Raw genomic sequence first — 23,337 nt, forward strand, 5'->3', positions numbered from 1 at the left:
ATAACTCATTTAGGCTAGTTATCAATTAATTTGATTCTGCCCAATTTTTTGCCCAATTGAGAGTTTGATGAACTTCTTCTAGGGTTGCGGCTTCACAATAAAGACGTAAAACAGGTTCAGTGCCGCTAAATCTAATCATTAACCAACTTTGATCAGCTAGTCGGAATTTATAACCGTCAATTGTTTGACAACCAATGACTTCTTTACCCGCAATTTCTGTCAAAGGTTGGGATTGTAAAAGGTCTAATAGTCGCCCTCTAACTTCCATATTTGCTAAAGGTAAATCAATGCGATCATAGCTGGATGAAAAACCAGTTTGTTGTTGTAAATAGCGATAATATTCACCTAAATCCAACCCTGATTCTACCACTGCTTCTAAGACATAAAGTGCCGATAATAAAGCATCGCGTTCGGGAATATGACTACCATAACCAATGCCACCGGATTCTTCACCACCGAGTAATACCTGTGTAGTTAACATTCGGTCAGCAATGTATTTATAACCTACTGCTGTTTCATGGATAGAAAGGTTATGTAATGCGGCTACACGGGGCATTAAGTCCGAACCGCTGACAGTTTTAACGATTTCGCCCTGAAAGTTCCGCCGGAGGGTGAGATGGTCAATTAAGATGGGAATTAAGATTTGGGAACTGAGGAAATTAGCATCTTGATCTACGGCGGCAATGCGATCGCAATCTCCATCAAATACCAAACCCACAGTTAAACCAGTTTTATGGGTTTGCCGATGGGTTTTCATAACTGTAAATAGTCGGGAAAGATACTTTGGTAAAGGTTCAGGCGCACCACCTTCAAATAGAGGATCACGGTCGCTATTAATTTCCTTAACTTGTTCCCCTAATAATCGTGCTAATCCCCCAGCCGCTGCCCCGTGCATGACATCCACAAATATTGTTAACTTGCCAGTTGCGATCGCTTCTTTGATTTTGTGAATATCAACTTTAGCGGCTAATGCTTGACAATAACTTGGCCAAGGATCAAAGGTTTCTTCCTTACCTGTAATCGCTGCTGGGGCAACTTTTTCTGATAATAAAGCTTCTATCTCTTGAGTAACTTCTGGTGGTACTGAACCGCCAAAAGCACTTTTAACTTTTAATCCTAAATATGCACCAGGATTATGACTAGCTGTGACGACTAATGCCCCTAAAGCCTTGAGTTCTTTAGCCGCCCAACTAAAAGCCGGAGTTGGGGCGAAAGTTTCGCTAAACAGGACATCAAAACCCACTGCGGTGACAGCATTGGCAACCACACGGGCAAACTCTTCCGCCATAAATCGGCGATCATAACCGATAATAATCGTTCGGCTACCCACTTGGGAAAAGTAAGTATTATGTAAAACTTTGGCTGCTACGGTTGCGACTAATGCCAGACGTTCAAAGGTAAACTCCTCACCTATCACACCCCTCCAACCATCTGTACCGAATTTGATTGGGTTAGTTACAACTGACATAAAAATATCCTAAATTTCTCACTGAGAATTTTAACATTAGTCAGTGGTCAGTTGTCAGTTGTCAGTGGTAATAAAACTCTTCTCTATTACCTATTACCTTTAACTTAACAAAGAAATTGCTATTGGTAAAATCCGATGCTCTTGGATTTGAATTCTCGCGTGTAGTGTTTCTGATGTATCATCTGGTAAAACGGGAACAGCCGCTTGAATTAAAATTTCGCCACTGTCAACTTCTAAAGAAACAAGATGTACAGTACAGCCAGTAATTTTGACTTTAGCGACTAAAGCCTGTTCTACAGCTTGCACGCCTTTAAAACTCGGTAATAAACTGGGATGAATATTAATCATGCGATTAGGAAAAGCGTCAATTAAAACTTGTGTGACTAATCGCATCCATCCCGCCATAATCACAAATTCTACATCATACTGCTGTAGTGTTTGGACAACTTTATGATCAAATTTTTGACGATTTTTATAGTCCCGATGATTTAAAAATACAGATTCTACACCCCAATTTTCTGCCCTAACTGCTGCTTTCGCATCAGGATTGTTGTAAATTAAAACTTGAATTTGGGCGTTAATTTTACCGTCGGCAATAGCTTGGGCAATTACTTCAAAATTACTACCATTGCCAGAAGCCATAATTCCTAGTTTCAAAGGCTGATTCGAGGAAACTTGGTGATGATAAATATCGGGATAAATGAGACTGTCAGTAGTATTTATTGGGGAATTTTGAATCATAGACAATAATTATTTTAACAAAATTTTTGAAAGTCGAGATTTTCAGATCCCCGACTTCTTAGAGAAGTCGGGGATCTTGTTATTTAAAATTCTCGTCTTAAGAAAATAATAATGGCGATCGCTAACAACATAAAACTGTAAAGTAAACTATAGCCTGCATTGGTAACTAATGTGATTGGATCAGGTAGTGCTTGCAAACCGTAAACAGCATCATTCTTTAAATCTAATCTAGATAAATCTGGCAAAATTAGATATAAACTTTGGGTAATGCGTTCCATACCAGGATTCTGACTTAATTTACCTAATGCCACTAAATCTTGAGTAACATTCCCCATTAAATACACTGCAAATGTTAGGGATGTAGCTATTAGTGAACTGGTAAAAACGCCCAAAGTAATGGCTACGGCAGTAATTAAACATAATTGCAAAAATAAGAATAGTGTAGCCAGAAAAATGCTAGTAATTGGATAGGATACTTGACCAACTTGTAAGAATCCTAAATAAATTATTGTCATTGCAGTAATGAGTACACCGATAACTGCTGATAACCCTAAATATTTACTAGCAATAAATTCACTGCGGCTGATGGGTTTGGCAATTAATACTAAAATAGTGCGTTTTTCAATTTCTTTGTTAACTAATCCTGTGCCGATAAATATAGCGACAATTAAACCAATGACGTTCATTGTTGCCAAACCAAAGTCCAAAAATATTTTATTACTGGTGGTGCCGGCAAATTCGGGAATGGCACGGAAGGCAATAGCCAGGATGATAGCATAAAAACCGATGATGTACAGAATGCGATCGCGGATCACTTCCTGAAATACATTCTTAGCCATGACGACAGTTCTAATTACATTCATAGTAATTACTTCTTCCTTATTGTTGTGCTGGTGGAGAACCCATGATAAATTTACTTGTGCGATCGCAAGTTAGACGGGCAACGGTATTTTTATTATCTGTTTGTTTACCAGAGTTAGATGGTTCTATCAAACAAGATTTTTTCCAGTAATATCCTTGAGAGTTGGCACTAGGTCCAGCCCAAATTGTTAAAATATCTAGCCTATATCCAGACTTGATATTGACTACACGGGGTTCAACTCGCCATAGTAGTCTTTCTTGAGATTTACCTAAATTACTATTAATCGTTCTTTTCCCCAAGTTGCCTAGTTGCTGATTAGCTTCTAGTAACCATTTTTCTACTTCACCCCAAGGTTTATTGGCAAGTTGTTGATTAATTAAGGGTTGCAGTTTATTTAAGATCAAATCACCAGTTTTTGGCTTTCGTGATTGTGGTTCTAATCTAATCACAAAAGCACTTTTCTGAAAATTATCTGCTCGTAAACTGGGATATTCTTTTAACCATTTATCTATCACAAAGTAAAACTGAAGCCAACAACTAATTAGCATACACCAAGCTAATAAAACTACAACTTTTTGACGATCTTGCAATTTAGGAAGTTTCGCGTTTGGCAATCCTCTACCGTTGCCTTCAAAGAAGTTAGGTATGGCTGTAACTAGGGCGGCTATTGTCGGCCAAATGACTATAGTATTAAATGTTAATCCACTCTCCTGGTATCCAAAGGCAAAGACGCTCACTAAAAAGCCTGTGATTACTGCCCCAACTGGCATAAAAGTTCCGGGAATTCTTAAAGGATCGTCCGTAGTATACCAAGTTGTTCCTGCTAATAAAAATAACCAACCACAAAAGGCAATAATATCCCTAATATACCCTACAGCAAAATATGATATTCCCCAAGAAAAAACACTCAAATAGATAAATGTTTGCCATGAGTATGCTTTGGCTGGTGTCAGAAATTTTTGCACTCCTGCAAATAAATCCTGAATATATTTAAATATGCCACCTATTTCCTTCAATAAAAAGTTCATGAGATTACCTCTAATTAATGCAATGATGAATATTGATCATTTTACCGAGAGCGAATTAATATGATAAAGGTTATGGCACTGTAACTGAGTGAATTTGCTATTAATGTTGCCGTGATTAAATTAGTATTCTGCAACTTAGCTATATTGATATAACTAGATCTTTGTTGTGAAGACATGGTTTCTGGCTGGGTGTTTTTTCCGCCTTCACCCATAAAAATGATGAGGATCTTCATCAATAAAAATTTAACTAAGAAAGTCGCTATGAAAATAGTAAATGATAATAAAATTATCATTGTACTAATGCTAGAAGCTTTAATCTTATTGAAAAATACATAATTAATCAATTCGGCTTTGATCGGGATAGATAACATCGGTTCGACTGTGAAAAATACAATCCAGCCAATGACACTCGAAAAAACATTTAAGGCAATGGCATAAAAAATGCTGGTTCTTTTATCAAACTTTAACCATTTATGAAGAACATAGGCTTCTACAGGAATGGCAGTTAGTAAGAATAATATTTCAAAAAATATCGCCCCAATAGGCAAGATTATGGGTAGTGATAATTCATCAGACATAATGGTAACAACAAGAAAATTTTAGGAGTTAGTTAGATCCCCGACTTCTTCAAGAAGTCGGGGATCTGGGGATTACGTTTTTTTTGACTTAGTTGTACAGAGTATAACTGAAAGAATACGGATAATCGGCAATTATCTCATTGTTCTGACATTTATGATCTGAGTGTGACAGGATATTTAGATTGATTTTATTAATACATCTATCAAACTTGAATACGCAAAGATACAAACCGCCCACCCTAGTGGTCTGTCAACCCGAAAATGACGGGTGAAGGCAAGCAGGGGGGTAGGCGGGTAGGGGGGTAGGGGAGGTAGGGGAGGTAGGGGAGGTAGGGGGGGTAGGGGGGTAGGGGAGGTAGGGGAGGTAGGGGAGGTAGGGGGGGTAGGGGAGGGAAGAACAGAAGTTTTTTCCGATCATTACTCGTCAAAATAAATTTGACGAACTACTGACGAACTACTAATGTTAAGTTGCCAGTTAGGTAAATCGTCAGAATCAGGATATACTCAAAACGGTTGGAACCTGGACTTTTGTAAAATCACGAAAAACCTAGATTTGTAGGGGTAAAGCAAGAGCTTCATTGGTGTCAACTTAAGCTCAAATCCCTACCACATCTCGTTCCTAGTCTCTGACTAGGAATGCAGTTGATGAGGCTCTGCCTCTAATATTATTGAAGGCAGAGCCTTCTAGAATTCATTCCCAGTCAGAGACTGGGAATGAGATGACTTGAGTTCTTTGCGGCATAGAGGTTTTACGTTAAGTTGACACCAATGGGGAACAGGGAACTCTTAACTGGGAACAGGAAGAGAGTTTTGAGTGATTTTACTTTTCTTCACATACCTTTAAATTTTTCTGTTCACCTACTTAGTTTCGTTAAGATAACAGAATTGCCACAAGAGGAACACGGTAGCGTTGGGAGCTTCGCGTCTTCAGACCGCAGGGGAAAACGCACACGGGCGAATTGATTGCCTTCAATATTCGTGATACAATTAAATCGTCACTAAAGACATAAAAAGCTACCGGGGGACTCTCGGAAAGTTACGCGTGTCAGTTCGGCTTCGCTCACCGCAAGCAGATATGATTTTGCCAGTAATGGCAAACAGGATCAGGGCAAGAACCGTACATCTAAGGTAATACCTGAAAAGCGGATATTATTCGAGCAGTTGTCTTTACAATTATTCGATTAAGAATCCCCGCGTCTTTAGACCGGGGAGTGTCAATTTATAGCTTTTCAAAAAATGACAAGGAACGGTATCGGTATTCGCACAGCGCAAGTCCGTTCTGAGCGGCTTACGGGTCAAATTCACGTCTATGATGGTATTGGGAAAGGTAAGTCCCAAGCGGCTTTAGGGGTGGTTTTGCGCTCTATTGGGTTGGGAATCAATACACCTAGTGATTCTAGCCGGGTTTTATTGTTGCGGTTTTTGAAAGGGCCAGAACGGGATTATGATGAGGATGGAGCGATCGCCGCATTACAGCGCGGGTTTCCCCATTTAATTGATCAGGTTCGCACCGGAAGAGCCGAATTTTTCGGTCATGATCAAATTACAGCTTTTGATCGAACAGAGGCTGCAAGGGGTTGGGATGTAGCCAAAGGGGCGATCGCCTCTGGGTTGTATTCAGTTGTTGTCCTGGATGAAATTAACCCGGTTTTGGATTTGGGTTTGCTGTCAGTGGATGAGGTAGTAAAGACTTTAAAATCTAAACCCCAAGAACTGGAAATCATTACGACTGGACGCGCAGCACCGCCACAATTATTGGATATTGCGGATTTGCATTCGGAAATGAAACCCCATCACCACCCCACAGCCGCAGAACTTTTCATTGAAGGCATTGAAATTTATACAGGTGCAGGTAAGGGTAAATCTACCAGTGCTTTAGGTAAAGCTTTACAAGCAATTGGTAGAGGCATCAATCATCCTGGTTCTACTCGTGTATTAATTATGCAGTGGCTCAAAGGCGGTAGTGGTTATACTGAAGACGCAGCGATCGCCGCCTTACAACAATCCTATCCAGAAATTGTAGATCATCAACGCTGTGGACGGGATGCCATTGTTTGGCGGAATTCTCGTCAAGATTTAGACTATATAGAAGCGGAAAGAGGTTGGGAAATTGCCAAAATAGCGATCGCCTCTGGTGTCTATAAAACAATTATTCTTGATGAACTCAATCCCACCGTTGATTTAGAATTGTTACCTGTTGATCCCATTGTTCAAGCCCTGCTACGCAAACCTCGTGATACAGAAGTGATCATCACCGGGCGCTGTCAAAACCAACCCGCTTATTTTGATTTAGCTAGTATTCACTCTGAGGTTTACTGTCATAAACACTATGCAAATCAAGGCGTAGAATTGAAGCGTGGAGTTGATTTCTAAAGATACAGCGGTTTTCAGTTAGAGAACTCCACAAAAAAGATGAACTGCTTGCAGCAGCGCTAGTTCCCTCCGGGACGCTCTCGCGTTCGCTATCCAATCTTGTGGGATGGGCATCTTGCCCGTCCTTGTATTATTGGCAGGCTTTTCGGCCTGCACCACAAGAAATTTTGGGATATTTTTTTAATTGGAAGTCTCTTATATGAGTTACATCTTAGCCCCCTCTCGAAGAGCGGGGAGGGGGTTGGGGGTGGGGTCATTAGACTTCATAACATCGGTAAGTGCTGTATGGGCAGGGTTTTCCCGTCCTCATTTTCCTATTCCCTCTTTGTCCAATTAGCTTTGAAACCATCAAAAAGCTATCACTTTTCCCGATTCGAGACTATTCTTATCTCCTTCTAATTCTTCCTCCTGACTCCTGACTGGGCGCAGGCCCTGCGCCCCTACCTCCTGACTCCTAGCCCTCAATTTATTAATAGTAAATTTACAAAATTAAATAAATATCTATATTCTCAATGAACCCCAAATATCCTATACTGAATCTTACTTATGAATAATTAAACCCCCATTTCTGTACTTCTGAAATCCCTGAAAATTATGGCGATTATCTCCTCCAAAAAACAGCCTCCAGAACCCAACGGAGAACCCAAAAAGCAACGGGAATCAGCCAAAGTACCCCCCGCAGAAAATCTGCTCCAATCAGAAGCTGCCATTAATGAACAAGGGAAACCAGAAGAAAGTATTCGTCCCCAGCGCTTTGCTGATTACATTGGACAAAAGGATTTAAAGGATGTCTTAGATATAGCCATTAAAGCCGCTAAATCTAGGAACGAAGTCATGGATCATTTGCTGTTGTATGGACCACCAGGTTTAGGTAAAACCACAATGGCGATGATTTTAGCCTCAGAAATGGGGGTAAGTTGCAAAATTACCAGCGCCCCAGCTTTAGAACGACCACGAGATATCGTGGGGTTATTGGTGAACCTGAAACCAGGAGATGTGTTATTTATAGATGAAATTCATCGCTTATCACGGATGACAGAGGAAATTCTTTATCCAGCCATGGAAGATTGTCGCCTAGATATTACAGTAGGTAAGGGTTCTAGTGCCAGAATTAGAAGTATACCTTTGTCTAAATTTACCCTGGTCGGGGCAACAACCCGCGTCGGAGCTTTAACTTCACCATTGCGCGATCGCTTTGGCTTAATTCAAAAGTTGCGTTTTTATGAAGTTGCTGAACTTACTCAAATTGTGGTTCGCACTGCCGAATTATTACAAACTTCAGTTAATTTAGACGGGGCTACAGAAATAGCCAAACGTTCACGAGGAACACCAAGAATAGCTAATAGACTACTAAAAAGAGTCCGTGATTATGCAGAAGTAAAATCTTTTATAGAAATAAATGAAACTGTTGCAGCGGAAGCATTGCAGCTATTCCAAGTTGATCCTTGTGGTTTAGATTGGACAGATAGAAAAATGCTCAGTGTGATTATTGAAAACTTTAATGGTGGTCCAGTCGGTTTAGAAACCATCGCTGCTACCACTGGGGAAGACACCCAAACCATTGAAGAAGTTTATGAACCATATTTAATGCAAATAGGTTATTTAAGTCGGACACCCAGGGGGAGAATAGCCACTAAAGCAGCCTATCAACACATGGGTTTTAAACCCCCTAATGAGCAGTTATCATTACTGTAGCCTAAGATCCCCGACTTCTCTAAGAAGTCGGGGATCTAGAGAAGTCGGGGATCTGAAAAGAATAAAAATACTGATTTAGTCTAAACTCCAGTTGCTACTGGCTGTTGATTGGTAACAGGAGCAAAAATATCTTCGTAACTTGGGAAAATTTCAAATACTGAATCAAGCTGGGTAAGTTCCAAAATCAACTTAACTGGAGCTTTAACATTGCAGAGAACCAACCGACAACCAATTTGACGCGCTGTGGTAAGTCCCTTGACAAGTGGGACCAATCCAGAACTATCCATGAAATCTACATTTGCTAAATCTATAACCCAGAGTTGGTGATGCTGAGGTTCAATAGCAGCCATCTGTTCGCTCAAGACTGTACCACTATCCAGGTCTATACTACCTTGGGGTTTGAACAAAATCACTTGGCGTTCTTGTGTAAGAGTCATAAATTTAACTGAGTATTTAAAACACAAAAGAAAGGGCAAACTGACATCCATACTGTTTATAATTCAACCGCATAATGACTGTTTTCGCAAAGTTTATGAGAATTAACAGCCGGACAGTTGAGAAAAAATTTTCCAGTATTTATGCCGTATAATTTGTTGATATGTTTTTTTAGTATAAGCATAAATTACCACTAATTTCGGTAACGAACTTATCATTATCTCAAATTATCTATAGCAATCCGGTTTGATTGGTCATTGGTCATTGGTCATTGGTCATTGGTGAAAAATATTCTTCTTTCTTCTTTCTTCTTTCTTCTTCCCCCTGAACTCCTGATAGCGCAGCGTGGCGTTAGCCATACTCCTGACTCCTGACTCCTGAACTCCTGACTCCTGACTCCTGATAGCGCAGCGTGGCGTTAGCCATACTCCTGAACTCCTCCTATTGCGGTTTGATTGACACCCTAGCCAAAAGCAAGCAAAGATATGGTAAAGGTAAAAATTTGTAAACTCGGTGGTGCTGGATGTCTTTTGAGCTACTTTCACTAGAAAACATCCAAGAAATTGCTCATAATTATGGTTATTTAGCAATTTTTTTGGGAATATTGCTAGAAAATTTGGGCATTCCCCTTCCTGGCGAAACTGTAACAATTGTTGGTGGTTTCCTTGCTGGTAGTAATGAATTAAATTACTGGCTGGTTCTCGGTAACGCTGTGGGGGGTGCTGTAATTGGTGGCAATTGCGGCTATTGGATTGGTAGAGTTGGTGGTTGGCCTTTTCTGCTGCAAGTTGGCAAGATTTTCCGCATTTCCGAAGTCCGACTGCTGAGTATTAAAGAGCAATTTACGGAAAACGCAGGTAAGGCTGTATTTTTTGGTCGCTTTTTTGCCTTATTGCGGATTTTTGCTTCACCACTTGCAGGTATAGCGGAAATGCCCTTTGGCAAATTCCTGATTTATAACTTAGCTGGAGCGACTGCTTGGGGTAGCGTCATGGTGACATTAGCTTTTTTCGCGGGAAGAATTATTTCCCTAGAACAATTGGTAGCCTGGGTAAGTAAATTTGCAATTTTGGCGTTACTTATTTTAGTTGCTGTGATTGCTGTACCAATTTGGTTAGAGTCCCGCGAAGTGAAACAGCAAACTGAAGAATAGGTAAGAGGTAGGGGCGCAGGGCCTGCGCCCATTCAGAAGTATGGCTAACACCACGCTTCGCTATCAGGAGTATGGCTAACGCCACGCTGCGCTATCAGGAGTTCAGGAGGAAGAAATTTCTCCCCCTACTTCCCCTACTTCCCCTACTCCCCCTACTCCCCCTACTCCCCCTACTTCCCCTACTCCCCCTACTCCCCTACTCCCCCTACTTCCCCTACTCCCCCTACTCCCCCTACTCCCCTACTCCCCCTACCCTTTACTTGTTGCCCTGCGCCCAAATACGAGTAGGTAGTCCCCAAACGTAGATAAAGCCTTCTGCGGCTTTGTGATCGAATTGATCTTCTGCGCCGTAAGTGGCTAAATCGGGGGTGTAAAGAGTATTGTCACTCCAGCGCCCAACTATGACGGCGTTACCTTTGAAAAGTTTTAACCGCACTACACCGGAAACTCTTTCTTGTGTTTGTTGAATAAAGGCATCTAATGCTGCTTTGAGTGGACTATACCAAAGTCCGTTGTATACAATTTTGGTATAGGTTTCTTCTATGCCTCGTTTGTACTGAGTGACATCTGCTGTTAAGGTGAGGCTTTCTAAGTCACGGTGGGCGTTAATCAAAACTATCATGGCTGGTGATTCGTAGATTTCCCGTGATTTGATGCCTACTAAGCGGTTTTCAATCATGTCAATCCGCCCAATACCATGATTTCCCACGATTTTATTGAGTTGTTCAATTAACTCAACAGGCTCTTTTGATGTGCCATTGATAGTGGTAGGAAGCCCTTTTTGGAAACCAATTTCTAGATATTCCGGTTCATTGGGAGTATCAGCTATGGCTTTGGTCATTTCATAAATTTCTTCCGGTGGCTCGTTTGCTGGGTCTTCCAATGTACCAGCTTCAATACTGCGACCTAGCAAGTTTTTATCTATACTAAAAGGAGAGGATTTTTTCACGGGTGCAGGAATACCAAATTTCTCACCATAGGCGATGGTTTCCTCCCGACTCATACCCCATTCTCTGGCTGGCGCTAGAATTTTCAGGTTAGGGTTGAGAGCTGTACAGGAAACATCAAAGCGTACTTGGTCGTTACCTTTACCTGTACAACCGTGAGCGATCGCATCCGCACCATATTTTGCAGCCGCCTCTACCAGTATCTTAGCAATCAAGGGACGAGCCAGGGCTGTACCAAGAGGATAGCGGTTTTCATAGAGCGCATTGGCTTGAATCGCCGGAAATGCGTAGTCTTTAACAAATATATCCTTAACATCCGCTACCAAGGATTCACTTGCACCGGATTTAAGAGCTTTTTCTCGAACTGGTTCTAATTCATCTCCCTGACCTAAATCTGCTGCTAGGGTAATTATCTCCTCTACTCCCCACTCTTGCTTGAGATAGGGAATGCAAACAGAAGTATCAACTCCACCAGAATATGCTAGAACAACCTTTTTAGCGCGACCCATGAATTTCTCCACTTAGGAAAACAAAGAATGAGTCATTATTATATCTGACTTGCCTAGCGGATATTTTTTTATGCAACCGTGACTTTGCTATATTTGTTTTATCCTAAATATGGGTAATAGTTTTTTGGGTGCAACTGTGTTTTTTAGTATTGTCATTCCTACATATAATCGCTTACCAATTTTGGAAAAGTGCCTCCGCGCTTTGGAGAGTCAGGAGTTCAGCGATAAAACTTATATAGAAGACTATGAAGTTGTGTTAGTAGATGATGGTTCTACTGATGGTACTTTGAATTGGTTAGCATTACATAAAGATGAGTTTCCCCACGTCCGCTGTTTTGAACAAAATCATGCAGGTCCAGCAGCAGCGCGAAATTTAGGGGTGGAAAAAGCGCAAGGTGACACAATTATTTTTATTGATAGTGATTTAGTGGTTTTGTCTAATTTCCTCCAATCTCATACAAATGCTTTGGTACAGGGAAGGGAGAAATTAGGGAGCGATACCTCCGGTACACGGCGCGATCGCTTTTTTACTTATGGTGCTGTAATTAATACTTGTAACTTCGCCAATCCTACGGCTGAACCTTATAAAATTACAGATTTTTCTGCTGCTTTCTTTGCTACGGGTAACGTGGCTATTCCCAAACATTGGTTAGAAGAAGCTGGGTTATTTGATAATGGTTTTCAACTTTATGGTTGGGAAGATTTAGAATTAGGTGTTAGGTTAAAAAACTTGGGTTTAAAATTAATTAAATGTCCTGAAGCTGTTGGGTATCACTGGCATCCACCATTTAGTTTACAGCAAATTCCTAAGTTAATTGATCAAGAAATTCAACGGGGACGCATGGGAGTTTTGTTTTATCAAAAACATCCTACTTGGGAAGTAAAAATGATGATTCAAATGACCTGGTTTCATCGTCTACTATGGGGGATTCTTTCTGTAAACGGATTATTGAATGAAAGAACTATGTCTCCGTTCTTACAATGGGTAATTAATATTGGTAAACCGCAATTGGCTTTGGAAATTGCCCGGATTTTCTTGAATTGGTATAATGTCAAGAGTGTTTATGCGGCTTATGCTGAAACAAAAAGTAAGTAAATCAAATTTATATACATCCTAGCTCATTAGGGTGGGCATTGCCCACCATGATCCATCATGTTAAATTAATAACCCTATTAATCATCGTGATCATCAAAAGGATCATCTAATTCCTGACTTGGAGGTCCAAAAGATGTATAAATTGCCATACCAGTAATAGCAACCAATGCCGAGCAAAAGGCAATTCCAAGCACCGTAGCGGGTTCTAAGTCCATAAATTTAGATACATATTATGAAAGCCATATTTATAGAATATTACAAAATTTAACTAATCGCACATTGTCCCAGAAGTCAGGAGTCAGGATTCCTAACTCCTTCCGTGAACAAGCAACCCCTCATCAAGAATCAATACCAGTAAAATTCTGAGTATTGCAAAGATTCATTGCCTTTTCTACTCCCTGTTTGAAACTAAATTCTCCACACTCAACAACAAAGTTTAAAACCTGAGACATAACTTTATTCTCAGCAGCGGAAAATCGTCCCAAAACATGAGAAACAGTATGAGAATTATCTCCATCTATTGCGCCCTTTGGTTTACCTATGCCAATTCGCAATCTGGGGAAATTTTGGGTATTTAGATGAGAAATAATGCTTTTCATGCCATTATGTCCACCCGCAGAACCGGATAAACGTAAGCGAGTTTTGCCCAAAGGTAAATCTAAATCATCATAAATTACTAATACTGATTCAGGCGGTATTTTGTACCAATTTGTCACAGCTTGAATAGCTTGTCCTGAAAGATTCATATAGGTTAAGGGTTTGAGCAAGCGGACTTTACCCTTACCTGCTGCATTCCCTTCACCAAACTCTCCTTGAAACTTGCGATTTTCAGCTAGAGAAATTTGCCAAGCACGAGCTAGGGTATCTATAGCTGCAAAGCCAATATTATGACGAGTTTGATCGTATTTAGGCTCTGGATTTCCCAGTCCAACAATTAGCTGGGGAATCACCAAAACCATTGGTTTTACTTCTTCATCTTTCATCCTTGTACGTTTTCTGACTGGGTTTTTCCAGCTTCAATATGTTTATGCTCTAATTCAGCGGTTGTTTGCACAGTTTCTTTTAATTGTTCAGATTCTTTTTTGAACTCGCTTTGAAATTCATTAGAGGCCTCTTGAAAACTGCGAATCGTTTTCCCCAAACTGCGCCCAATTTCTGGTAACTTCTTCGGTCCAAAGATTAATAATGCAACTACCATAATGACACCCATTTCTGGTAAGCCGATACCAAATATATTCATTTTGCTCTCCTATAGACTGAAAAACCGCCACAACTACTCTACAGCTTTGGGATTTAGACTAATTTTATCGCTATTTTTAGGCATTTTTTTGCATAATAAAAAAACCCGGACAAGCCGGGTAGATGCTAATTGTCAGCTTGATGACTGGATAGCCATTAGCCGCCTAAACTGCGCCAATCAACAAGCACGTCCTGAATTAACAGAGACTTGTTATAAACTTGGAGAATAATTAGCAGAAATACCAAAAATAAACCCATAAACACACCCATTAAAGGTGTTGTTCCCCAACCTGGAGACACTTTACCATACTCAGCATTTAAGGGTCTGAGAATATCTCCTAACTTAGTCCGTTGTGCCATAGTTCACCTAAGAATTAGTTACCAAAGCTTTTTTAAATTTTTTCAGACATTCCCAAACCTTTACAGGCTGGGGATTCTTGGTTTAAACTTACCTATTTTCGATTGACCTAATCACAGGTTTAACAGTTCGCATTTACTCATGTCTTTGTCACGAATAATTACCCAAGCTTTTATCCAGTGGTGGATAAGTTCCCGGTTGTCTCACGGTACATGGATGAATCCAAAAGCTGTTCTTAAATTATCGCAGTTTGTGATCTTTGTTTAGCGATATTGCCGGAGGTTTTCGCCACATTTACAAAAATACATGATTTTCGGTGTGTTGATGCGGTTATAGAGGAATTAACGAACCGCAGAGGCGCAGAGTACACAGAGGGAAGAGTTAGAGAGAGAGGGCTATGCGTTTGATACCGTCTTTGAGGAGGGGAACGTTAAAGTTGATGAGGAGTCCTAAAGTGCGCTTGGTTATTTTGAGGTAGGAGAGAAGTTGAGCTTCGTGAATGGGGGCTAGGGTTTGCACAGCTTTTAATTCTACAACTAAACAGTCTGCAACTAAAAAATCTAATCTACCTCTACCTACATCATGTCCTTTATATGTCAAGCTTATTGACTTTTCAACCTCATGATGTATACCCCGAATCATAAATTCAACAACCAGTGCTTCCTTATACACTTCCTCCAAAAACCCAGGACCTAAAACCCGGTGTACCTCAATAGCAGCCCCAATAACCTCCCCTGTAAGCCAACTCATCTCCTCTCCTAACTCTCTTCCCTCTGCGTCCTCTGCGCCTCTGCGGTTCGTTTTCATCACATAATCCTTGCAAAAACAACTAATTACCAAATTAACCCAATTATCACCTCTACCAAACCTCTTACCTCCGTGTCCTCTGTGCCTCTATGGTTCGTATTCATTATAACTTCTTCTTACACACTGATAAGAAATGTGTACTGTGTTCTGAAGAAAAAGCCCGAAAATTAGCCTTTTCCATAAAATCCAAAAATCTTAGCCAAGACTCTTGTAATTTTAGAAAAAAGGGTTTATGATATTTCCATGAACCTTAGCCAAGGTTTTTGGAAAAAGCAATGTCAAAAATTATATACGATGTCATTCAACGCTTTGAGGTTGAAAACGGTGTTCCTCGTTTGGTTTCAACAAATATTCAGGTAATTGAAGGTGGGGAAGATTTGTTATCTTTAGCTATCAGTATGTTAGCTAAACTGGGTTTTTATGAGAAGTTTGAAGAGAAGCGAACATCTCAATATATAGGTTATCGAATTAAAAATCCTGGAAAAGGTTCTAAACGCTATCAGTTAATTTTCACACAGAGAAAAGATGGTTTATATATTTCTTTACCTCGTGATATATGGGAACCATATTTACTGTGTTTAAATATAACATATTATGAATGTAAATATCCTTTCATAGATCAATATTGGGTTTTACCAAGTAATTCAGACCTTTTTTTAGAAGAAATAGCTAATGAAGGATTCTGGACAAATGATCAAGTCATTGGTTATTTTAAAACCGTTGTTGATTATGAACCTCCTATAGGTTTTGAAGAAAGAGGAATCTGGGTACATTTAGAAGAAGATCAACTTTTTCCTTATACTTGGCAAACCAAAATTAAATTAAGAGAAGTTTTAGAAGAATTTATTTACCACTTTGCAAAAATATTAATGGAGAAAAACTAATGTCTGTAAAACCTAAAAGACTGGTTAATCCTTACGAAGAAAGAATGTTAGAGTTTCTCCAAACCTGCATAGATGAGAATTATAAAATTCATACACAGGTTAGCTTATGCTCATTTTGTGAATTAGGTAGCAGCCTTGATATTAAACTCAGAAACTTCTTCTTTAGCTCCAGTGTAGATGCTCTGATCACAAACAAAGACTATAAACCTTGTTTAGTTGTAGAATTTCAATCTACATATCATGATTCTCATGACGCAAGAGAGCGTGATAATAAAAAATTACATTTACTAACCTTAGCAGGAGTTCCCCTAATTTATTCAAGAATTAAAGACTTTGGATTATTACATCTTTACTATCAAAATGAAGAAGTAATATTTAATTTATTCACAGGCGAAAAACGCGAAAATGCCAAAGCCTTAATTAGAAACTATTGCGAACCATCTAATTTTTCTAACCTTCTAGCTATAGCATAGTAATTGCTAACTTACCCGCCTAGCACTGAAGTGCAAGGCTAATAACAAAAGTCGTCTCAAGACGACTGAAAAAAGAAAAGATTTGAGTCCGTTTTAACGGAGTTTGGCTATTAGCCTGGGGTTTCAACCCTAGACGGTTTGTGTAACCAACTACAAATCCTCCTTTCCCCATATCTTCACGATTTATCATCCCCCTCCCTCCAATCATCACCAAAATGCTACAATCTACACCATGCTAGGGGTGCTTGGGAAACCAAGCTGAGATCAAACCCTTAACACCTGAGTCTGGATAATACCAGCGGAGGGAAGCTGTTTATTTGAGGATTGTAATATGCGGACAGAATGGGTAGCCAAGCGACGTGGACAAGCTAACGTATCGCAAATGCACTACGCTCGTCAGGGTGTGATTACTGAAGAAATGGATTATGTAGCGAAGCGGGAAAAGCTGCCTGCTGAACTTATCCGCGCTGAAGTGGCACGGGGACGGATGATTATCCCTGCGAATATTAATCATACTAACTTAGAACCGATGGCCATTGGTATCGCTTCTAGTTGTAAAGTTAACGCCAATATCGGTGCTTCTCCCAACTCTTCTAACTTGCAGGAAGAAGTTGATAAACTCAACCTGGCGGTAAAATACGGTGCTGATACCGTGATGGATTTGTCCACAGGTGGCGGTAATTTAGATGAAATTCGTACCGCAATTATCAATGCTTCACCTGTTCCCATTGGTACAGTACCAGTTTACCAAGCTTTAGAAAGCGTTCACGGCACTATCGAAAATCTCACCGCTGACGATTTTCTCCACATCATCGAAAAACACGCCCAGCAAGGGGTAGACTATCAAACTATCCACGCGGGAATTTTGATTGAACATTTACCTTTAGTCAGAAACCGTCTGACAGGGATTGTTTCTCGTGGTGGCGGAATTTTGGCGCGGTGGATGTTGCATCACCACAAACAAAACCCCCTCTATACCCATTTTAACGACATCATTGAGATTTTCAAAAGATATGATGTTTCTTTCAGTTTGGGCGACTCCCTGCGCCCCGGATGTACCCATGATGCCTCAGATGAAGCCCAGTTGGCGGAACTGAAAACTCTGGGAAATCTCACCCGCAAAGCCTGGGAACATGATGTGCAAGTCATGGTGGAAGGTCCTGGTCACGTTCCTATGGATCAAATTGAATTCAATGTCCGTAAACAAATGGAAGAGTGTTCGGAAGCTCCTTTCTATGTTCTCGGTCCTTTGGTGACAGATATTGCCCCTGGTTATGATCATATTACCTCAGCTATTGGGGCAGCTATGGCGGGCTGGTATGGAACAGCAATGTTATGTTATGTGACACCTAAAGAACATTTAGGTTTACCTGATGCTGAAGATGTGCGGAATGGCTTAATTGCGTATAAAATTGCGGCTCATGCTGCGGATATTGCGAGACATCGCCCTGGTGCTAGAGATAGAGATGATGAACTTTCTAAAGCTCGCTATAATTTCGACTGGAATCGTCAATTTGAGTTATCTTTAGACCCCGAAAGAGCGAAGGAATATCACGACGAAACTTTACCAGCAGATATCTATAAAACTGCTGAGTTTTGTTCTATGTGTGGACCTAAATTCTGTCCAATGCAGACTAAGGTTGATGCTGATGCTTTGACAGAATTGGAGAAGTTTTTGGCGAAAGAACCTGTAGCTCAAGGTTAATTAGTGAACAACAAGATCCCCGACTTCTTGAAGAAGTCGGGGATCTGAGGACATCAATATTAAAATGTAAAAATCTGCAAGTGAACAAATTAAATTTCATCCAAAAATTTCTGAACCGATAAAATATCAATCTGTTTAAATGGGTGAAGAATAAGCAAATCTTCATCACCTGTAATAATACATTGAGCTTTGCCACTCACAGCTAATTCTAGGTATTTATTATCTTTAGGATCTCGACATTCACTGATTTGTTCAGTAATATTAATAAACTCGATAGTTTCTACTAAATTATCTATTAATTCCCTCCGTCTTTCTAAGGTAATATAACGGTTGAATTTTGGTCTTGATAAAACTTCTTGTAACTCGGCAAAAACAGCAGCACTTAACAAGATAATACCTACATCTTGAGCTTTATTTAATGCCTGACGTGGTTTACTTTGACTAAATAAAAATGCACTTACGAAAACATTTGTATCAAATACAAAGCGGCGTTTATTTATCATCTTGCAAAATAGATTCTAAAATTTCAGAAGTTAAACCATTAGCTTGTGCCTCTTGACTAGCTTTATCCATTGTGTTTCTAAGTTTTTGAAGTGCTTCTTTACTATTTTTTAATAAATTTGACTCCATAATTAATGCTAACTTTAGCTGAATTTGTTCCTGTTCTTCCTTAGTGCTGCGACGATAAGCTTCAGCAATATTTGATGGTACTTTGATGATTATTTCTTGTATCGTATTCATATTTTTACCATTTTTATTCTTCCTATTCGACAATTATAATCTAATTTTTGAATTGCTGCCGATTTTTGTGAATTAGTTTAACTTGTGGGGGTAAACCACTTTTCAAACTATGCTTTCGGTAGTATAATAATTATTATACAATATTTTTCATGTTTAGTGTAATTTTTGATATAATCAAATGACTCGACAATCCCATGATCAATTCGCTAAGGAATATCTAGAGGAATTATTAACACCTTTAGGAACAATTAAAAAAAGTGAAAAGGTTAAAAGTGAAGTTCAAGAAATTGATGTTTGGTTTGAACCATTTTCTGATCAAACTCAGGAAAATCTCCCTTTAGGTTTGTTAGGGAAGATGGCAAAAACTCAATGTTTATTTGAGCCTTTTCGCAATCCACCATCGGAAATAGAAATTCGCAGTTGTTTACTTAAATTATATGCTGTTCATGGCGATGTAGTTAGGAAAGCAAAACGCGAAAACAGAAATATTGCTGAATCAGAATTACCGATTTTATGGATTTTAACACCAACTTTTTCATCTCGGATGATTGCGGGTTTAGGTGCAACTGAAATTGTAGAAGATTGGGTTAAAGGTGTTTATTTTCTGCCGAATATTCTGAAAACAGCAATAGTTGTAATTCATCAATTACCAGAAAATGAGGATACATTATGGTTGAGAGTTTTGGGGAAAGGAGGAACACAAAAAAGAGCAGTTGAGGAGTTAACTGAGTTACCAGAAAATAACCCTTTTCGAGAAAATTTGTTAGAAATTTTAGCGGACTGGCGCAAGAATTTAGAATTGAGAGATAATTTAAGTAGGGAAGAAGAGGAAGTAATTATGAACTTATCACCAGCTTATTTACAACAAATAGAAGATTGGAAGCAAGAGGAACGATTTTCTTTGATAACTTCTCTTCTGGAAGGGCGTTTTGGTAGTTTAGATGCTGAGTTATCTGGTTTGGTGGAAAAGATTGCTAATATTCCTATTTCTGAACGCACTCAGTTACTTCTTTCTTTGGGTAATTTATCCCGTAAGGAATTGTTACAAAGATTGCGGAATGAGGAAATTTAGGGTAGTATATTTTTTGGCAGTTTGAGGATATTTCCCAAACTGCTGATTTTTGTTTGACAAGAACCAAGGGTTAGCACTACGGAGATTATGCAATGAGTTACGAGACGATGACAATTAAGCAAGTGATTGATAAAATTGACAATAATGAAATGTATCTACCTGCAATACAAAGAAAATTTGTTTGGAAACAAGAGCAGATTGAGAAGTTATTTGATTCTATTCTACGTGGTTATCCTATTGGGACATTTCTTTTTTGGTTTTTAAATAGACCTGAAATTGATGAATATGTTTTTTATAAATTTCTTCAAAACTACCACGAAAGAGATAGGTATCTTAATGATAAAACACCATATCCTAAAATGAAAGATCAAATTATTGGAGTTTTAGATGGACAACAGCGATTAAGCTCAATATATCTAGCTTTACAAGGTACATATTGTGTTAAAAAACCATATACAAGAGGTAATAAGGATAGTGATTTTCCTGAGAAAACACTATTTATAAATCTTTTAAGTGAAGTGCATAATGATGAAGATAATGAGTTAAATTATTCTTTTCATTTTATTACTGATGAAGAATCCATAGAGCGTAACGAAAATAAACTTTGGTTTAGCGTTAGAGAAGTTCTCAAATGGACAAGAGACCCTCTTATTGATGAATGCTATGAAGAACTTCTTGCTGATAACGTTAAAAACGCAGACGTTACATCTAAGTTAAATGAAAGCTCAATTAGACTTAGAATTAAAGGGACACTCAGAAACCTTCATTCAAGAATTGTTAGCGAAAAATTAATAAACTATTTCAAGATAGAAGAACAGGACTTAGACAATATTTTAAAAATATTTATTCGTGTTAATAGTGGTGGAACTATATTGTCAAAAACAGACCTATTATTCTCTACTATTGTTGCAAATTGGGAGGATGGAAGAGATGAAATTGAAAAATTTATTGCCAGCATAAATAAAAAGGGTAATGGCTTTAGTTTTGACAACGACTTCGTAATGAGAAGTTGCTTAATGTTAACAGATTGCTCTGTTATTTTTAACGTTAGCAGTTTTAAGACTGAAAATGTTATAAAAATTAAAACGGATTGGAAAAAAATAAAAAAGGCAATATCTAAAACAGTTGATTTGCTTGTGGAGTATGGATTAAGCAAATTTACCCTTGCATCTCAAAATGTAATAATACCAATTTCTTATTACATAGTAAAAGGTGGTAATGTAAATTCACAAACGAAAAACGACATTAAAAAATTCTTATTCCATTCTTTACTTAAAAATGTATTTGGTAGTCAAGGAGATACAGTATTGACAAATCTCAGAGCTTCATTATCACAAAAAGATGAGTCAACAAATGATTATATTCTGAAAAGTAATGATTTTTCATTTGCAGAAATTTCAGCAACAAAACTACCATCAAATAGATCATTAAAAGTGACTGATGAAGATATAGAGGATTTTCTTGAATATACAAAAGGTAATTATGCGTTTCTAATTTTATCATTTTTATATCCAAATCTAAAATTTTCGCAGGTAGATTTTCATCAAGACCATATACATCCAGCATCACAGTTTACTGATGCTAAACTAAGAACAAATAATATTGAAGTTGAAAAACATAAAAATTTTCAGGAACTTAGAGATAAACTACCCAACTTGCAACTTATGGAAGGGAGAGAGAACAACAGCAAAAACGCTACACCGTTTAAAGATTGGCTTTTAAATCAACCAGATAAAGATAAATTTTTGACAGATAACTATATTGATATAAATCAAAGTCTTGAATTTAAAGATTTTGAAGATTTTTTTGAAAATAGAAGGAATAAGTTGAAAACTGCATTGCAAAATCTACTGAAATAGCAATTTTAAAATTTTACAGTACGATTGTGGTAGCGATCACTTATGGTAAAGATAGTGATCGCTTGTAATGTGATTTTAGGAAGTGCGATCGCTTGTAATGTGATTTTAGGAAGTGCAATCGCTTGTAGGATGATTTTGGGAATGCGATCGCTTGTAAGGTGATTTTGGGAATGCGATCGCTTGTAGGATGATTTTGGGAATGCCATATCAAGCTCATGTTATAATATCTCCATATATAGGAAAAAAGCTATGACTGCTTTAGTACAAGAACTTCTGAATACATTCGACCGCTTGACAGACTTAGAACGGTTAGATTTGGTGTTAGAAATTTTAAAGCGGACAGTTGATTTAGATTTTTCTCCCTTATCTGATGAAGATTTAGTCATGAATGCTGAGGGACTTTTTCTTGATTTAGATGAGGAAGAAGCGGAGTATGAGTAGTCCTGAACGTGGAGAAGTTTGGCTAGTAGATTTAGGTTATGTGGCAAAAGTTAGACCATGTTTAGTAATTAGTATTCCTGCACTAGATCAAGATCGTGCATTAGCTACTCTCGTACCACACACAACCAGTTCACGTGGTTCAAGATTTGAGGTGCAAGTCAAAACAAATTTTCTTCGGGAAGGAGTATTTGATGTGCAAAATATCATCACAATTCCTCATGCAAAGCTTTTACGCAAATTGGGAAACATAACACCAGAACAAATGCTGGAATTAGAACAGGTTCTACTATTTTGGCTGGGATTTGACGAAGAAAATGTTCAAGATGATGATGAGTAGTCTGTGCAGCAAATTGATAATTTAGTGCTTGTGTGATTTTTGGGAGTGCGATAGCGAAGCGCACCGAAGGAATCGCTGTAAAATAAAGAGATAAAATAAAATCATCCCCATTCTTCCTATGAAAACGAGGCACAAATGACTTATTTAGAACTACATCAAAAGATTGAACAACAGATATCCCAACTACCACCAGAACAGCTTTCCTTAGTTAATGATTTTCTCGACTCTATTCAGGAAAAAAGCACCGTAAATCAACGCCCATTACGTCGTATTTCCCCCATCAAGCGAGGTAAAAAAGCAGGTGATTTACTACATTATGCTGGAACTTGGCATGGTGATGATCTTGAAGATTGTCTGCGTTTAGTTGAAGAAACCCGTTCCCAAACGCAGTTTTAATTTCTGTTACTATGTCTTATTTGCTCGATACTAATCACTGTAGCTACATTATTAATGGTAATCCTCAAGTTACCAATACCTTAAAATCTTAGTCATCGTTGTTTACTTAAATTATATGCCGTTCATGGTGATGTAGTTAG

27 protein-coding genes and 1 riboswitch are annotated in these 23,337 nt (G+C 38.6%); of the genes, 12 read left to right on the forward strand and 15 right to left on the reverse strand.

Annotated elements, in window-relative coordinates; genetic code table 11:
- Positions 1-25 precede the first annotated feature (25 nt).
- The 5 genes from HEQ36_RS08300 to fraC form a co-directional block, all read right to left on the reverse strand.
- A complete protein-coding gene (locus HEQ36_RS08300) occupies positions 26-1,468 on the reverse strand; it encodes a phosphoglucomutase/phosphomannomutase family protein (protein ID WP_168635977.1) in 1,443 nt (480 codons plus the stop codon).
- A 99-nt stretch (positions 1,469-1,567) separates the two neighbouring features.
- Positions 1,568-2,209, reverse strand: a complete 642-nt coding sequence (gene purN, locus HEQ36_RS08305; RefSeq protein ID WP_053541053.1) for a phosphoribosylglycinamide formyltransferase — start codon at positions 2,207-2,209, stop codon at positions 1,568-1,570.
- Between the two features lie 83 nt (positions 2,210-2,292).
- Positions 2,293-3,072, reverse strand: coding sequence for an ABC transporter permease subunit (locus HEQ36_RS08310; protein ID WP_168635976.1), 780 nt, complete (start codon positions 3,070-3,072; stop codon positions 2,293-2,295).
- 16 nt (positions 3,073-3,088) lie between these two features.
- The gene (fraD, locus tag HEQ36_RS08315; RefSeq protein ID WP_168635975.1) at positions 3,089-4,099 is read right to left on the reverse strand and encodes a septal junction protein FraD; all 1,011 of its coding nucleotides are present in this window, start codon (positions 4,097-4,099) and stop codon (positions 3,089-3,091) included.
- 41 nt (positions 4,100-4,140) lie between these two features.
- A complete protein-coding gene (gene fraC, locus HEQ36_RS08320; protein ID WP_168635974.1) occupies positions 4,141-4,677 on the reverse strand; it encodes a filament integrity protein FraC in 537 nt (178 codons plus the stop codon).
- 1,236 nt (positions 4,678-5,913) lie between these two features.
- On the opposite strand from fraC, the gene HEQ36_RS08325 reads away from it, so the two are divergent.
- Both HEQ36_RS08325 and ruvB read left to right on the forward strand, forming a co-directional pair.
- Positions 5,914-7,050 carry a cob(I)yrinic acid a,c-diamide adenosyltransferase gene (locus HEQ36_RS08325; protein ID WP_053541050.1) on the forward strand — a complete coding sequence of 379 codons (1,137 nt, stop codon included), beginning with the start codon at positions 5,914-5,916 and terminating at the stop codon, positions 7,048-7,050.
- A 594-nt stretch (positions 7,051-7,644) separates the two neighbouring features.
- Positions 7,645-8,745: a Holliday junction branch migration DNA helicase RuvB gene (gene ruvB, locus HEQ36_RS08330; protein ID WP_039201976.1), complete on the forward strand. Its 1,101-nt coding sequence runs from the start codon at positions 7,645-7,647 to the stop codon at positions 8,743-8,745.
- Between the two features lie 80 nt (positions 8,746-8,825).
- Here the strand turns inward: ruvB and HEQ36_RS08335 are convergent, their stop codons facing one another.
- The gene (locus HEQ36_RS08335) at positions 8,826-9,182 is read right to left on the reverse strand and encodes an STAS domain-containing protein (RefSeq protein ID WP_205748510.1); all 357 of its coding nucleotides are present in this window, start codon (positions 9,180-9,182) and stop codon (positions 8,826-8,828) included.
- A gap of 521 nt (positions 9,183-9,703) precedes the next feature.
- Here HEQ36_RS08335 and HEQ36_RS08340 point away from each other — a divergent pair.
- Complete coding sequence (locus tag HEQ36_RS08340; RefSeq protein WP_027402852.1) at positions 9,704-10,333, forward strand: DedA family protein; 630 nt, start codon at positions 9,704-9,706, stop codon at positions 10,331-10,333.
- Between the two features lie 256 nt (positions 10,334-10,589).
- Here HEQ36_RS08340 and HEQ36_RS08345 read toward each other — a convergent pair whose 3' ends face one another.
- A complete protein-coding gene (locus HEQ36_RS08345) occupies positions 10,590-11,789 on the reverse strand; it encodes an argininosuccinate synthase (RefSeq protein WP_168635972.1) in 1,200 nt (399 codons plus the stop codon).
- A 109-nt stretch (positions 11,790-11,898) separates the two neighbouring features.
- On the opposite strand from HEQ36_RS08345, the gene HEQ36_RS08350 reads away from it, so the two are divergent.
- On the forward strand, positions 11,899-12,885 hold the full coding sequence (locus HEQ36_RS08350; RefSeq protein WP_168635971.1) for a glycosyltransferase: 987 nt from the start codon (positions 11,899-11,901) through the stop codon (positions 12,883-12,885).
- A gap of 77 nt (positions 12,886-12,962) precedes the next feature.
- On the opposite strand, the gene psbN is transcribed toward HEQ36_RS08350, so the two are convergent.
- The 5 genes from psbN to HEQ36_RS08375 all read right to left on the reverse strand — a co-directional run bounded on the left by psbN (position 12,963) and on the right by HEQ36_RS08375 (position 15,289).
- A complete protein-coding gene (gene psbN / locus HEQ36_RS08355) occupies positions 12,963-13,100 on the reverse strand; it encodes a photosystem II reaction center protein PsbN (protein WP_027402855.1) in 138 nt (45 codons plus the stop codon).
- 123 nt (positions 13,101-13,223) lie between these two features.
- Positions 13,224-13,868, reverse strand: coding sequence for an aminoacyl-tRNA hydrolase (gene pth, locus HEQ36_RS08360; RefSeq protein WP_053541046.1), 645 nt, complete (start codon positions 13,866-13,868; stop codon positions 13,224-13,226).
- The gene (locus HEQ36_RS08365; protein ID WP_015078234.1) at positions 13,865-14,125 is read right to left on the reverse strand and encodes a TatA/E family twin arginine-targeting protein translocase; all 261 of its coding nucleotides are present in this window, start codon (positions 14,123-14,125) and stop codon (positions 13,865-13,867) included. The genes pth and HEQ36_RS08365 overlap by 4 nt, the downstream gene beginning before the upstream one ends.
- A 155-nt stretch (positions 14,126-14,280) precedes the next feature.
- The gene (psbH, locus tag HEQ36_RS08370) at positions 14,281-14,484 is read right to left on the reverse strand and encodes a photosystem II reaction center protein PsbH (RefSeq protein WP_015078233.1); all 204 of its coding nucleotides are present in this window, start codon (positions 14,482-14,484) and stop codon (positions 14,281-14,283) included.
- Positions 14,485-14,863: 379 nt separating this feature from the next.
- The gene (locus HEQ36_RS08375) at positions 14,864-15,289 is read right to left on the reverse strand and encodes a GxxExxY protein (RefSeq protein WP_015078232.1); all 426 of its coding nucleotides are present in this window, start codon (positions 15,287-15,289) and stop codon (positions 14,864-14,866) included.
- Between the two features lie 275 nt (positions 15,290-15,564).
- On the opposite strand from HEQ36_RS08375, the gene HEQ36_RS08380 reads away from it, so the two are divergent.
- From HEQ36_RS08380 to thiC, 3 genes are all read left to right on the forward strand, one after another.
- On the forward strand, positions 15,565-16,173 hold the full coding sequence (locus HEQ36_RS08380) for a hypothetical protein (RefSeq protein ID WP_168635970.1): 609 nt from the start codon (positions 15,565-15,567) through the stop codon (positions 16,171-16,173).
- On the forward strand, positions 16,173-16,646 hold the full coding sequence (locus HEQ36_RS08385; RefSeq protein ID WP_168635969.1) for a DUF2726 domain-containing protein: 474 nt from the start codon (positions 16,173-16,175) through the stop codon (positions 16,644-16,646). The genes HEQ36_RS08380 and HEQ36_RS08385 overlap by 1 nt, the downstream gene beginning before the upstream one ends.
- 227 nt (positions 16,647-16,873) lie before the next feature.
- Positions 16,874-16,970, forward strand: a riboswitch (TPP riboswitch).
- A gap of 7 nt (positions 16,971-16,977) precedes the next feature.
- The gene (gene thiC / locus HEQ36_RS08390; protein WP_015078229.1) at positions 16,978-18,351 is read left to right on the forward strand and encodes a phosphomethylpyrimidine synthase; all 1,374 of its coding nucleotides are present in this window, start codon (positions 16,978-16,980) and stop codon (positions 18,349-18,351) included.
- An 89-nt stretch (positions 18,352-18,440) separates the two neighbouring features.
- Here thiC and HEQ36_RS08395 read toward each other — a convergent pair whose 3' ends face one another.
- Together HEQ36_RS08395 and HEQ36_RS08400 are read right to left on the reverse strand one after the other, a co-directional pair.
- The gene (locus HEQ36_RS08395; RefSeq protein ID WP_053541041.1) at positions 18,441-18,854 is read right to left on the reverse strand and encodes a putative toxin-antitoxin system toxin component, PIN family; all 414 of its coding nucleotides are present in this window, start codon (positions 18,852-18,854) and stop codon (positions 18,441-18,443) included.
- Positions 18,844-19,092 carry a hypothetical protein gene (locus HEQ36_RS08400; RefSeq protein WP_053541040.1) on the reverse strand — a complete coding sequence of 83 codons (249 nt, stop codon included), beginning with the start codon at positions 19,090-19,092 and terminating at the stop codon, positions 18,844-18,846. Before HEQ36_RS08400 ends, HEQ36_RS08395 begins: the two co-directional genes overlap by 11 nt.
- A gap of 178 nt (positions 19,093-19,270) precedes the next feature.
- Between HEQ36_RS08400 and HEQ36_RS08405 the strand changes: the two genes are divergently transcribed.
- Together HEQ36_RS08405 and HEQ36_RS08410 are read left to right on the forward strand one after the other, a co-directional pair.
- Positions 19,271-20,164 (forward strand): hypothetical protein, encoded by an 894-nt coding sequence (locus tag HEQ36_RS08405; protein ID WP_168635968.1) that lies wholly within the window; start codon positions 19,271-19,273, stop codon positions 20,162-20,164.
- A 107-nt stretch (positions 20,165-20,271) separates the two neighbouring features.
- On the forward strand, positions 20,272-22,023 hold the full coding sequence (locus tag HEQ36_RS08410; RefSeq protein ID WP_168635967.1) for a DUF262 domain-containing protein: 1,752 nt from the start codon (positions 20,272-20,274) through the stop codon (positions 22,021-22,023).
- 5 nt (positions 22,024-22,028) lie between these two features.
- Here HEQ36_RS08410 and HEQ36_RS08415 read toward each other — a convergent pair whose 3' ends face one another.
- Positions 22,029-22,229: a hypothetical protein gene (locus HEQ36_RS08415; RefSeq protein ID WP_168635966.1), complete on the reverse strand. Its 201-nt coding sequence runs from the start codon at positions 22,227-22,229 to the stop codon at positions 22,029-22,031.
- Positions 22,230-22,272: 43 nt separating this feature from the next.
- Between HEQ36_RS08415 and HEQ36_RS08420 the strand changes: the two genes are divergently transcribed.
- The 3 genes from HEQ36_RS08420 to HEQ36_RS08430 all read left to right on the forward strand — a co-directional run bounded on the left by HEQ36_RS08420 (position 22,273) and on the right by HEQ36_RS08430 (position 23,197).
- The gene (locus tag HEQ36_RS08420; protein ID WP_168635965.1) at positions 22,273-22,464 is read left to right on the forward strand and encodes a hypothetical protein; all 192 of its coding nucleotides are present in this window, start codon (positions 22,273-22,275) and stop codon (positions 22,462-22,464) included.
- On the forward strand, positions 22,457-22,801 hold the full coding sequence (locus HEQ36_RS08425) for a type II toxin-antitoxin system PemK/MazF family toxin (protein ID WP_168635964.1): 345 nt from the start codon (positions 22,457-22,459) through the stop codon (positions 22,799-22,801). The genes HEQ36_RS08420 and HEQ36_RS08425 overlap by 8 nt, the downstream gene beginning before the upstream one ends.
- 135 nt (positions 22,802-22,936) lie before the next feature.
- A complete protein-coding gene (locus tag HEQ36_RS08430; RefSeq protein WP_168635963.1) occupies positions 22,937-23,197 on the forward strand; it encodes a hypothetical protein in 261 nt (86 codons plus the stop codon).
- Positions 23,198-23,337 lie beyond the last annotated feature (140 nt).

The sequence above is a fragment of the Anabaena sp. 54 genome (assembly GCF_017355725.1).
Taxonomy (GTDB): Bacteria; Cyanobacteriota; Cyanobacteriia; order Cyanobacteriales; family Nostocaceae; genus Dolichospermum; species Dolichospermum heterosporum.

What these genes read in the sequence shown, in the direction of transcription:
- HEQ36_RS08300 (WP_168635977.1), bottom strand. Translation starts at nt 1,468, where the DNA reads ATGTCAGTTGTAACTAACCCAATCAAATTCGGTACAGATGGTTGGAGG.
- purN (WP_053541053.1), bottom strand. Translation starts at nt 2,209, where the DNA reads ATGATTCAAAATTCCCCAATAAATACTACTGACAGTCTCATTTATCCC.
- HEQ36_RS08310 (WP_168635976.1), bottom strand. Translation starts at nt 3,072, where the DNA reads ATGAATGTAATTAGAACTGTCGTCATGGCTAAGAATGTATTTCAGGAA.
- fraD (WP_168635975.1), bottom strand. Translation starts at nt 4,099, where the DNA reads ATGAACTTTTTATTGAAGGAAATAGGTGGCATATTTAAATATATTCAG.
- fraC (WP_168635974.1), bottom strand. Translation starts at nt 4,677, where the DNA reads ATGTCTGATGAATTATCACTACCCATAATCTTGCCTATTGGGGCGATA.
- HEQ36_RS08325 (WP_053541050.1), top strand. Translation starts at nt 5,914, where the DNA reads ATGACAAGGAACGGTATCGGTATTCGCACAGCGCAAGTCCGTTCTGAG.
- ruvB (WP_039201976.1), top strand. Translation starts at nt 7,645, where the DNA reads ATGGCGATTATCTCCTCCAAAAAACAGCCTCCAGAACCCAACGGAGAA.
- HEQ36_RS08335 (WP_205748510.1), bottom strand. Translation starts at nt 9,182, where the DNA reads ATGACTCTTACACAAGAACGCCAAGTGATTTTGTTCAAACCCCAAGGT.
- HEQ36_RS08340 (WP_027402852.1), top strand. Translation starts at nt 9,704, where the DNA reads ATGTCTTTTGAGCTACTTTCACTAGAAAACATCCAAGAAATTGCTCAT.
- HEQ36_RS08345 (WP_168635972.1), bottom strand. Translation starts at nt 11,789, where the DNA reads ATGGGTCGCGCTAAAAAGGTTGTTCTAGCATATTCTGGTGGAGTTGAT.
- HEQ36_RS08350 (WP_168635971.1), top strand. Translation starts at nt 11,899, where the DNA reads ATGGGTAATAGTTTTTTGGGTGCAACTGTGTTTTTTAGTATTGTCATT.
- psbN (WP_027402855.1), bottom strand. Translation starts at nt 13,100, where the DNA reads ATGGACTTAGAACCCGCTACGGTGCTTGGAATTGCCTTTTGCTCGGCA.
- pth (WP_053541046.1), bottom strand. Translation starts at nt 13,868, where the DNA reads ATGAAAGATGAAGAAGTAAAACCAATGGTTTTGGTGATTCCCCAGCTA.
- HEQ36_RS08365 (WP_015078234.1), bottom strand. Translation starts at nt 14,125, where the DNA reads ATGAATATATTTGGTATCGGCTTACCAGAAATGGGTGTCATTATGGTA.
- psbH (WP_015078233.1), bottom strand. Translation starts at nt 14,484, where the DNA reads ATGGCACAACGGACTAAGTTAGGAGATATTCTCAGACCCTTAAATGCT.
- HEQ36_RS08375 (WP_015078232.1), bottom strand. Translation starts at nt 15,289, where the DNA reads ATGAAAACGAACCGCAGAGGCGCAGAGGACGCAGAGGGAAGAGAGTTA.
- HEQ36_RS08380 (WP_168635970.1), top strand. Translation starts at nt 15,565, where the DNA reads ATGTCAAAAATTATATACGATGTCATTCAACGCTTTGAGGTTGAAAAC.
- HEQ36_RS08385 (WP_168635969.1), top strand. Translation starts at nt 16,173, where the DNA reads ATGTCTGTAAAACCTAAAAGACTGGTTAATCCTTACGAAGAAAGAATG.
- thiC (WP_015078229.1), top strand. Translation starts at nt 16,978, where the DNA reads ATGCGGACAGAATGGGTAGCCAAGCGACGTGGACAAGCTAACGTATCG.
- HEQ36_RS08395 (WP_053541041.1), bottom strand. Translation starts at nt 18,854, where the DNA reads ATGATAAATAAACGCCGCTTTGTATTTGATACAAATGTTTTCGTAAGT.
- HEQ36_RS08400 (WP_053541040.1), bottom strand. Translation starts at nt 19,092, where the DNA reads ATGAATACGATACAAGAAATAATCATCAAAGTACCATCAAATATTGCT.
- HEQ36_RS08405 (WP_168635968.1), top strand. Translation starts at nt 19,271, where the DNA reads ATGACTCGACAATCCCATGATCAATTCGCTAAGGAATATCTAGAGGAA.
- HEQ36_RS08410 (WP_168635967.1), top strand. Translation starts at nt 20,272, where the DNA reads ATGACAATTAAGCAAGTGATTGATAAAATTGACAATAATGAAATGTAT.
- HEQ36_RS08415 (WP_168635966.1), bottom strand. Translation starts at nt 22,229, where the DNA reads ATGGCATTCCCAAAATCATCCTACAAGCGATCGCATTCCCAAAATCAC.
- HEQ36_RS08420 (WP_168635965.1), top strand. Translation starts at nt 22,273, where the DNA reads ATGACTGCTTTAGTACAAGAACTTCTGAATACATTCGACCGCTTGACA.
- HEQ36_RS08425 (WP_168635964.1), top strand. Translation starts at nt 22,457, where the DNA reads ATGAGTAGTCCTGAACGTGGAGAAGTTTGGCTAGTAGATTTAGGTTAT.
- HEQ36_RS08430 (WP_168635963.1), top strand. Translation starts at nt 22,937, where the DNA reads ATGACTTATTTAGAACTACATCAAAAGATTGAACAACAGATATCCCAA.